Here is a 9,654-nt window from a genome sequence, read left to right on the forward strand (position 1 = left end):
CGCAGGAGCGAGGACTTCCCTCCGTCCAGGGGCTATCCCCGAAAGACGATGTTGCGCGTGTCGTCCAGCCGTACTCGCTGTCCGCGTCCGTCGACCGACAGACCGAAGCGGGACCGCTGCGGCCTGCCCAATGCGTACCAGCGGTGGAAAGCCTCCCGCACCTCGCCCCACAGCGAGCGGGGACCATACTGCTCCACCTCGTACGTTTCCTGGCCGGGCACGTATTCCACGGTCGCCCATGACTTCCCGTCGTCGGCGAGGAACCACAAGGTTGCCTCCCCGCTGTCGTCGTCAGCCTCACACCACCGGTACCACGCATCGGTGACGAAGAGACTGACGAAAAACGCCGGGGCGTCCTGGATGACGTTCTGCGGTGGGATGTCGGTGGTTCCCTTGTCACCCTCCTCACCATGGTAGTAATCCGTGATGCGACCGGCCCCGGCCCGCTGAGTGCGGTCCCACATGAAGGCCGGGTAACCGGAGAACGTCCCACGCGCCTTGCCGCCCACCACATCCAAGGTGGCGTAGGAGCCGCTGAAGAAGCTTGTGCCCCATGGGGTTACGATTCGCCCGTCAGAACACTGCTCCAGCCATGCTTCCGGCACCTCCCGTACGGTGCACGTACAGATGACCCGCTGGTACGGCGCGCCCCGGGGGTATCCTTCGCGGCCATTGCCGAGGACAGTCGTCGGGTGGAACCCCGCCCGCCTCAGGTTCTCCCCGGCAGTGCCCAGGACCGCCTCGTCCATCTCCACGCTGGTCACGTTGTGCTCGCCCAGTCGGTGACACAACCAGGCGGTGTTGTAAGCGGTGCCGGTGCCGATCTCCAGGACCCGATGCCCTTCCCGTACATCGAGCAGGCCGAGCATTTCGAGCATGATCGACGGCATGGAGGATGACGACGTGGAGAGCCTGAACGCGTCATCGGCGGTGGGCTTGCCGTCGTTGACCTGAGTCACGACAGGGGTGTCCGCGTAGACGGCCCGCAGCCACCCCTCGGGGTCCTCACGGAGTCGTCGCCGACGCGATGGAAGAGAACGTCCTCCTCGACGAGCAAGACGGCGCGGTGACGCCCGTCGCGGATGACACGGGAGCGCTTCACACGTGCTGCCGCAGCCTCGTCAACGTCGTTGGCATGGGCCGGCTGGCGGGGTGGGAACGATCAGATCTTGTACTCCTCGTGCGGAACACCGCGTTCCCAGGCGGCCTCGAACGACATGGCGAACAGTTTCAGGACGCCTGGCTCCGAGGAGAACTCGTCAGCCACGAGGGAGCCGTCCCCCGCGAAGTGGTGGATCCTGGCCAACCGATCATCGAACAACCAAACGACCCTCACTCTCCGCTTCGGATCCGTCAGGAGGGCAGTGATGTGTGTGGGCTCCCGGACCGTCCGGTCCGGGAGCCCACACGTTCACATGGCCATGGCGGCGTCTTCCCCGCGCGAGCGGGTTCAGTCGGCCTTGACCGTGACCTTCTCGCCGTTCCTCATCTGCTCGACGAGCTGCTTGACCCTGGCCATGTCCCACTTGAGCGAGCCCTGCGGTGCGGCCCCCGCTATCGGCATGTTCATCGAGGTGCCCTCGCCGCCCGAGACGCCCTTCATGGCCCAGAACATCGAGGCGAGGTCGAACAGGCCCATGTCCTCGTCCACGATCAGGGTGTCCAGCCCGGCGCCCAGCGTCGGGTAGAGCCTGAAGGGGTTGATGATGGTGGAGGGGGTGGCGGCCTGGTTCGCCAGGGCGGAGAGGAACTTCTGCTGGTTCTTGGTGCGCTCCAGGTCGCTGCCGGCCTCGTAGCGGTTGCGGACGAAGGCCAGGGCCTGGGCGCCGTCGAGGGTCTGGCGGCCCTTCTTGAAGTCGGCGCCGGAGTTCTTGTCCCTGATGTCGCGGGGGATGTCCATCTCCACGCCGCCGAGGGCGTCCACGATGGAGGCGAATCCGCCGAAGCCGATCTCCGCGTAGTGGTCTATGCGCAGGCCGGTGTTGTACTCGACGGTGCGGACCAGCAGGGTGGCGCCGTCCATGGAGTAGGCGGCGTTGAGCTTGCGCGCACCGGGGGAGGGGAAGGTCTTCCCGCTCTCGGAGCCCTTGAACTCCGGGATGGTGACCCAGGAGTCGCGGGGCAGGGAGACCATCGTGTTCCCCTCGGGGCCCACATGCAGGATGATCATGGAGTCGGTGCGCTTGCCCTCCGCCGAACCGGTGCGCAGCTCCTTCCTCTCCTCGTCCGACAGCCCCTCGCGGCTGTCGGAGCCGACTATGAGGTAGGTGGTGCCCTCGCCCTTCTCGGGCCGGTCCGTGACCGTACTCAGGTCGACCTCCCGGCGCAGCTCGGAGTCGGCCCAGAAATATGTGCCGACCGACCACACCAGCAACACGGCGAGCAGTGTGACGAGCCCCGTCTTGAACCGGCGACCCCAGTCCGGAGCGGGTCTCGCGCCGCCGTACCCGGGCGCGGCGGGCCCCGCGGGCCCCGCGGGCCCGGCCGGGCCGCCGCCCGCGTACCCGGAACCGGCGTACACCTGGCCCGTGTTGTAGCCGGAGTCGTAGCTCGCGCGGCCGCCGTGGCCGTAGCCGCCGGGATCGTTGCCGGGTCCGGTCGTCGGTACGGTGCGGTTGGGAACCGGGCGCGGGCCGACGCCGCCGCCGTTGGGCCAGTCAGTCATGGGAGGCAGTGTGCCCTCCCCGACCGGGCGCGCCATAGACAGGGAGGCGGAACGGAAGCGCGGCTGTTGCAGAGCTGATGCATTGCGGGGGCGGGCGGGGCAGGGGAGGGGCGCGGGGGCGTGCGGTATCACACCGGGCCACCCGGTTCCGCCGGTACGGGCGGCTTAGGGTGGAAGCATGACCACTCAGGCCCAGGCCACCCAGCACGAACCGCCGGGCAAGCCCACCGCTGCGTCCCGCACCACCCTGTCCCACATCATGACGGGGAACGACACCAACCTCCTCGGCACCGTCCACGGCGGTGTGATCATGAAACTGGTCGACGACGCGGCGGGCGCGGTCGCCGGCCGGCACTCCGGAGGTCCGGCGGTCACGGCGTCGATGGACGAGATGGTCTTCCTGGAACCGGTCCGGGTGGGTGACCTGGTGCATGTGAAGGCCCAGGTGAACTGGACCGGCCGGTCCTCGATGGAGGTCGGCGTGCGGGTGCTGGCCGAGCGCTGGAACGAGTCCACGCCCGCGACCCAGGTCGCCTCCGCCTACCTGGTGTTCACCGCGGTCGACGAGAACGGCCGGCCGCGGCCCGTACCGCAGGTGGTCCCCGAGACCGAGCGCGACGAGCGGCGCCGTCAGGAGGCCCAGATCCGGCGTACGCACCGGCTCGCCAGGCGTCGCGCCATCAAGGAGCTGCGCGACCGGCGGGCGGCCGAGGGCATGACGGAGGACTGACAGCCGTACGGCCCGTGGTCGCGGTCACGGGAGCAGGGTCACGGGCAGACGGCCTCGTCGCCCGTGGCCGCCTTTCCGCCCGCGCCCCGGCCCTCCGGGGGCGCGGACTCCCGCGCCCTTGGCTTCGGACTCGCGGAGGACTCGGGAGCGTGGCGCACCCGCAGCACCTCGCGGTGGTCGGCGCCCAGCACGACCTCCATCACCCGCCCCTGCCCCTCGACCTCCTCCAGCTCCGCGCCGGGCAGCGCGGTGGCCAGGGCGCGCGCCGAGCGGTCCCACTCGGGGTCGTGGCGGATGACCGTCCGCCGCACGTCCTGCTTCTCCGCGCCGCGCGGGGTACCGGTGGTGTCGAAGCCGGTGGCGCGCAACTCGCGGTCCACACGCGCGCCGAGGGCGGCGACCGGTGTGCCGTTCTCGATCTGCACCCGGATCTTCCCCGGGTCCACCGGGACCGGGAGGGGGCCGGACGGACGCGGCGCGTGCCGCCGGGGCGCCGCGCCCGGTTCCTCGTCGAGGTTCTTGTCGTCCCGCCCCGCCCTGCTCTCCGCCTCGCGGTCCGCGCCCGCCGCGACGTCCGGGGACAGCGGCCGGTCCTGGCGCAGTGCCGCGAACAGCTTCCCGGCCCTGTCCTCGTCCCAGACCACGGTGGAGCCGATGCCGGGCACGCTGTGGTCGGGGTCGTCCAGGGGCACCGAGGCGAACTCCGAGGAGGCCGCGGTGAAGCCGCGCATCGCCCGTCCCAGGGCCAGCAGTTCGTGGGTGCCGAAGTCCCGGTCGGCGCGCATCGTTCCCAGGAGCGCCGAGGCGACCCGCCGCAGCCGGACAGGGTCCGCCAGTACCCCGCTTCCGGTCGCCTCGTCGATCACGGCGGCCAGGAAGCGCTGCTGGCGCCTGATGCGGCCGAGGTCGCCCTCGGCGTCGACCTGCCGGGCGCGGACGTACCGCAGTGCCTGCCCGCCGTCGAGCCGGGTGGTGCCGGCGGGCAGATCGAGGCCACTGCGGCTGTCGGCCAGCGGCCGGGTGGTGCACACCGGGACGCCGCCCAGGGCGTCGACGGTCCGCATGAAACTGGTGAAGTCGACCTCCAGGTAGTGGTCGACACGCACTCCCGTCATCTCCTCGACGGTGCGGACGGTCAGGTGCGGGCCGCCGAGGGAGTAGGCGGCGTTGATCTTCCCGGTGCGGCCGGTGCGGAGCTCGCCGGTGGCGGGGTCGGTGTGGGCGGGGAACTCGGTGTAGGAGTCGCGGGGGATACTCACCACGCTGGCCCGGTCGCGGTCGGCGGACAGGTGGACCAGCATGAGCGTGTCGGTGCAGTTGCAGGGGGTGCCGCCGAGGGAGTACCGCCGCCGCTCCTCCTCGGTGACGGTGCCGCGTCCGTCGGTGCCGACGACCAGGAAGTTGAGGCCGTCGCCGCTCTGAGGACGGTGGCTGAGTCCGTGGAAGGGGTCCACCCGCTCCAGCCGGCCGTCCAGCTCGGATACCAGCGCGTGGCCGATACCGCCGACCATCAGCACCATCACCGAGACGGCGGTGGCCGCCCGGAAGCCCCAGCGTGACGGACCCCGCCGCTTCGGCCGGGGACGGGCGTGGCGACCGCGCTGACGGGACCGTGCGGGCATCGGGGAGCACCTCCGTGGCGGTGGGGGCCAGGAAGCGGCCAACATAGGCCCATACGATCTACGGACCACCGATCCCACGCCGCCCGCCGCCCGCGGCCACCCGGCTGCCGTGCGAGCGCATCACCCGATCGCGGTACCGTGACCCGGTGAGCTCTCCTGTCGAACCCACCTCCCCGGCCGCGGCGCCGCCCGCGGTATCCGTGATCATGCCGGCGCTCAACGAGGAGCGGCATCTGCGCAGCTCGGTGCGGCACATCCTGGAGCAGGACTACGCCGGCGAGCTGGAGGTCGTGATCGCGCTCGGTCCCTCCGAGGACCGCACCGACTCCATCGCCGCCGAGCTGGCCCGCGAGGACCCGCGGGTGCGCACCGTGCCCAACCCCGCCGGCCGTACCCCCGCCGGCCTCAACGCGGCCATCGCCGCCTCCCGCCACCCGGTCGTGGTACGGGTGGACGGGCACGGGATGCTCTCGCCCGACTACATCGCGACCGCCGTGCGGCTGCTGGAGGAGACCGGCGCGGCCAACGTCGGCGGCATCATGCACGCCGAGGGCGAGAACGACTGGGAGAAGGCCGTGGCCGCCGCCATGACCTCCAGGATCGGGGTGGGCAACGCGGCCTTCCACACCGGAGGCCGGGCGGGCGAGGCCGAGACGGTCTACCTGGGCGTCTTCCGCCGCGAGGTGCTGGAGCGCCAGGGCGGCTACAACGAGGAGTTCATCCGGGCGCAGGACTGGGAGCTGAACTTCCGCATCCGCCAGGACGGCGGGCTGATCTGGTTCTCGCCCGAGCTGCTGGTCTCCTACCGCCCCCGGCCCAGCGTCCGCGCGCTGGCCAGGCAGTACCGCGACTACGGCCGCTGGCGTCATGTGGTGGCCCGCTACCACTCCGGTTCGATCAACCTGCGCTACCTGGCGCCGCCGGCGGCCGTACTGGCCATCGGGGCGGGTCTGGTGGCGGGCGCGCTGGTCACGCCGTGGGCCCTGGTCGTCCCGGGCGGCTACCTGGCGGCCGTCACCGCGGGATCGGTCCCGGCGGGCAGGGGGCTGCCGTTCGGGGCGCGGGTGCGCGTCCCGCTGGCGCTGGCCACCATGCACATGTCCTGGGGGTGGGGCTTTCTGACGAGCCCCCGGAAGCTGGCGGAGAAGGTGAGGGCCGGCCGCCGCGAGCCGGTGGCGGCCGGCGGCTGACCGGGGCCCGCCGTACGCACCACGGGCCGCGTCCCCGTTCCCCGGGGGCGTGGCCCGTTCCCGTTCTCCCGCCCCGCCGGGGGGCGTCAGGTCACCTGGTCAACGGATCACCAGGTGTGGGCAGGGTTGACGTTCATGCACTTCTCCTCGTCGCCGTTGAGCGCGTTAGCGCTCTCGGGGGCCCCGCGCTCGTCGTCCTCCTCGGACCGGGGCTGCCCGGGGTAGGCGTTCCCCTCCCGCCAGTCGGCGCCGATCACCAGGGTGACCTGCCCGACTCCGGCGGACTGGCGTGCGGACCGCTCGGGCAGGCCCAGGGCCTTGGCCACGGCCAGGGCGTCACCGTGCAGGTCCTCGCTCGGGTACGACACGGTGGTGTCGGCCTGAGGGCTCTCCTCCGGATCGGTCGCGGCCCGGTCGAAGCCGAGCCGCCGCAGCTCCTCGGCGATGGTGCCGGCGCGGCCGTTGACGGGACCGAGGGTCACGGTGCGGGTGCCGTTGCGGACCCGCACCGGGATCTCGCCGGCCGGAGCGGCGGGGTCGGAGGTCTTCTCCTCCTTCTTGGGCTCGTCCATGCCGTCGAGGGCGATGTCGTCCCGGATGAGGGAGAAGACCTTCTCGGCGTCACCGGGCTTGGGCACCACGTAGCTGCCGCCGTCGGAGTACTCCCACGGCATGGTGGCCATGGTGATCCGCTCGGTGGGGACCTGCTTGAGCTCGTTGCCCAGGTCGTAGAGGTCCTTGACGCCCCCGATGCCGTCGTCGACGGTGAGCGCCTCGGTCGCGGCCTCGGCGAGCGACCTGAGCTTGCCCGGGTCGGTGAGCCTGGTACCCGCCTTGAGCCGGCGCACCATCGAGTTCATGTACATGTGCTGGGCCCGCGCCCGGCCGATGTCCGTGCCGTCCCCGAAACCGTGCCGGGTGCGCAGCCACTGCAGGGCCTGCTCGCCGCGGACGGTGGTCTCGCCCTTCTCCAGGCGCAGACCGGACCTGCTGTCGTGGACGTTGGCGTCCACGCAGACCGGGACGCCGCCCACCGCGTCGGCCATGTCCACCACACCCGCGAAGTCGATCATCATGAAGTGGTCGACGGGTATGCCGGTCAGCTCCATCCAGGTGGCGACCGTGCAGCCCGGCCCGCCGTACCGGAGACTGGAGTTGATCTTTCCGGTGCTCTGCGGGTGGACCGTGTCGTCCTCGGGGTCGGTGCACTCGGGGATGGTCACCTTGGTGTCCCGGGGGACGCTGAGCACCGAGATGCTGTCGCGGTCGGCCGAGAGGTGCAGCAGCATCTGGACGTCGGCCAGCGGTTTGCGCCCCACGTCGTCACGGGAACCGCCGAGTTCGAGGTTCCGCTCGGAGTTACGGCTGTCGGAACCCAGCAGCAGGATGTTGAGGGGGGTGCGGCCCTCCGCGTTCTGCCGGTGCTTGAGCTGGTTGTCGCCGAGGGTGAGGGGCTTCTTGGCGAGGTTGCCGTTGAGGTGCTCGTAGTAGAGGTAACCGGCGCCCGCCGTGCCGAGTACCAGCACGGAGAGGGAGAGCGCCGTCCAGCGCAGTACCCGCGCGCCGCGGCCCGCACGCCGCTCCGGGTCGCCGACGCGGAGGCCCGGGCCGCCGGTCCCGTCCTCCCGGCTCTCCCCGGAGCGCACGGACCTCTCCGGCCCACCGGATGCGTCCGGCCCGTCGTACATGCTGTCGTTCCAGCCGAAGTCCTCCGGCCGAGGGGTGCGTTCGTGTGCGCCTCTCCCCCCTGTGGTGCACTGCCCCAACGGGCCCTCTCCCTATGATCCGGTCCGTGCGCGGAAGCGGCGCACGGGAGTCACTTGGCGCATATCTGCTTGTCGGCCTCCACCTTCCCGAGGTCCTCCGGCGCCTTCGCCGGGGCCGCGATGGGGACGCCGGCCCCCTTGAAGTCGGCACCGAGCGTCAGGACCATCGGTTCCATCGGCCCGGCGTCCACGGAGCCGGGCTTCAGGGCCGAGGCGGGCAGGCCCATGATGTCGGCGAGCTTGCGGGCCTGGTCGGCCTGGTCGGGCCCGTACTCCAGGGTCGTTTCGTCGAGTTGCTCGGGCGCGTTGCCGCCGTTGCTGGACTTCAGCACGCTCTGGGTGTTCTGCAGCCAGGTGAGGGTCGTCTGCGCGGCCCCGGCGATCTCCCCGCCGTTGAGGACCTCCACGCGTACGTCGGAGGCCGCGGCCCGCTCGCCCTTGAGCAGTGCCTCCTGCTTCTTCTTCGCCTCGTCCTTGGCGGCCTTCTCCTTCTTCTCCACCTCGGTGAAGGAGACGTCCTCGCGCAGCATCGCGAAGACCTGGGCGGCCTTGGGCTGCTCGAGGACGACCGTGGCCCTGACCTTCTCCGCGGGGTTGTCCTTGACCGGAACCGTCAGGAAGGAGATGTTCTTGGTCTTGATGCCGCTGAGCTCCCTGCCCAGGTCGCTCAGTTTCTTGATGGTGCCTATGCCGGTGTCGACGGTGAGCGCGTTGGTGGCCGCTTCCGCCAGGTCCCACAGTTTGCCCGGGTCGGTGAGGGTGTCGTTCGACTTGAACTGGCGGATCATCGAACTCAGGAACTGCTGCTGGACCTTGATGCGGTCCAGGTCGCCGCTGTTCCCGAAGCTGCCGCGGGTGCGGACGAAGGCCAGGGCCTGCTCGCCCTCGACGACGCTCTCGCCGGCGGGGAGTTCGAGGTGGGACTTGGGGTCGTCGACCGGTTTCTCCAGGCAGACCGGGACGCCGCCGACCGCGGTGGTCAGGGTCTTGACGGCGTTGAAGTCCGCCATCATGAAGTGGTGGACGTCCAGCCCGGTGAGCTCCTTGACGGTGCGCATGGTGCAGCCCGGATCCCGGCCCGCCTGGCCGAGGCTGACGTTGAACCGGACGTCCCGCTCACCCGGGATGACCTCGGTGCTGCCGTCCTCCTGCTTGGTCGGACAGTCGGGGATGTCGGTCTTCAGGTCCCGGGGGATGCTCATCACGGTCGCGTTGGAGCGGTCCGCGGAGACGTGGAAGAGGAACGTGGTGTCGGCATGGCCGGGACTGTCGTTGTCGCCGTAGCCCTCGTTTCCCTCACCAGTGCGCTTGTCGGTGCCGATCAGCAGGATGTTGAGCGGACCGTCGCTGCCGAAGCCGCCCTCGGCGGCGTCACCGACGTCGACGGTGTCGATGTTGCCGTTGAAGTGCTCGTAGGCGAGGTAGGCGGCGACGGCGGTGCCGGTGAACAGGAAGGCCGTCACACCGCCCGTCCACAGCAGCACCTTCTTCTTCGCAGGCTTCTTCGGCCTGGCCTTGCGCCGGGAGGCCGCTCTGCCGCCGGCCGCCTTGCGCGCCGCGGCCCGTCCGGCCGGCTTCTCGGCGTCCGCCACGCCGTCCCTCGCGTCGTCCTTCGGCGTGCCGCCGTCTTCCGGGCGCCGCCTGCGCTGCCGGGGCACCTCGCCGTGCGGCGGGGCCTGCC

The 9,654-nt window shown here is 71.0% G+C and carries 8 protein-coding genes; 2 read left to right on the forward strand and 6 right to left on the reverse strand.

The features are described from left to right. Nucleotides 1–32 precede the first annotated feature (32 nt). From AC2CJA_RS04450 to AC2CJA_RS04460, 3 genes are all read right to left on the reverse strand, one after another. Nucleotides 33–959, reverse strand: a complete 927-nt coding sequence (locus AC2CJA_RS04450; RefSeq protein WP_484601331.1) for a methyltransferase domain-containing protein — start codon at nt 957–959, stop codon at nt 33–35. A 203-nt stretch (nt 960–1,162) separates the two neighbouring features. Next, a complete protein-coding gene (locus tag AC2CJA_RS04455; protein WP_484601332.1) occupies nt 1,163–1,336 on the reverse strand; it encodes a DUF6879 family protein in 174 nt (57 codons plus the stop codon). Nucleotides 1,337–1,450: 114 nt separating this feature from the next. Beyond that, entirely contained in the window at nt 1,451–2,665 is a 1,215-nt protein-coding gene (locus tag AC2CJA_RS04460; RefSeq protein ID WP_484601333.1) for an LCP family protein, read from the reverse strand. Between the two features lie 178 nt (nt 2,666–2,843). On the opposite strand from AC2CJA_RS04460, the gene AC2CJA_RS04465 reads away from it, so the two are divergent. After that, nucleotides 2,844–3,395, forward strand: a complete 552-nt coding sequence (locus AC2CJA_RS04465) for an acyl-CoA thioesterase (protein WP_484601334.1) — start codon at nt 2,844–2,846, stop codon at nt 3,393–3,395. A 38-nt stretch (nt 3,396–3,433) separates the two neighbouring features. Here AC2CJA_RS04465 and AC2CJA_RS04470 read toward each other — a convergent pair whose 3' ends face one another. Further along, nucleotides 3,434–5,017, reverse strand: a complete 1,584-nt coding sequence (locus tag AC2CJA_RS04470; protein ID WP_484601335.1) for an LCP family protein — start codon at nt 5,015–5,017, stop codon at nt 3,434–3,436. A gap of 146 nt (nt 5,018–5,163) precedes the next feature. Here AC2CJA_RS04470 and AC2CJA_RS04475 point away from each other — a divergent pair, with 146 nt between their 5' ends. Then, nucleotides 5,164–6,207: a glycosyltransferase family 2 protein gene (locus AC2CJA_RS04475; protein ID WP_484601336.1), complete on the forward strand. Its 1,044-nt coding sequence runs from the start codon at nt 5,164–5,166 to the stop codon at nt 6,205–6,207. A gap of 107 nt (nt 6,208–6,314) precedes the next feature. Here the strand turns inward: AC2CJA_RS04475 and AC2CJA_RS04480 are convergent, their stop codons facing one another. Further along, nucleotides 6,315–7,895 (reverse strand): LCP family protein, encoded by a 1,581-nt coding sequence (locus tag AC2CJA_RS04480; protein WP_484601337.1) that lies wholly within the window; start codon nt 7,893–7,895, stop codon nt 6,315–6,317. Nucleotides 7,896–8,023: 128 nt separating this feature from the next. Then, nucleotides 8,024–9,631 carry an LCP family protein gene (locus AC2CJA_RS04485; RefSeq protein WP_484601339.1) on the reverse strand — a complete coding sequence of 536 codons (1,608 nt, stop codon included), beginning with the start codon at nt 9,629–9,631 and terminating at the stop codon, nt 8,024–8,026. Nucleotides 9,632–9,654: the final 23 nt, after the last annotated feature.

It is taken from the genome of Streptomyces sp. ATLC9 (genome assembly GCF_057196705.1).

What these genes read in the sequence shown, in the direction of transcription:
- AC2CJA_RS04460 (WP_484601333.1), bottom strand. Translation starts at nt 2,665, where the DNA reads ATGACTGACTGGCCCAACGGCGGCGGCGTCGGCCCGCGCCCGGTTCCC.
- AC2CJA_RS04465 (WP_484601334.1), top strand. Translation starts at nt 2,844, where the DNA reads ATGACCACTCAGGCCCAGGCCACCCAGCACGAACCGCCGGGCAAGCCC.
- AC2CJA_RS04470 (WP_484601335.1), bottom strand. Translation starts at nt 5,017, where the DNA reads ATGCCCGCACGGTCCCGTCAGCGCGGTCGCCACGCCCGTCCCCGGCCG.
- AC2CJA_RS04480 (WP_484601337.1), bottom strand. Translation starts at nt 7,895, where the DNA reads ATGTACGACGGGCCGGACGCATCCGGTGGGCCGGAGAGGTCCGTGCGC.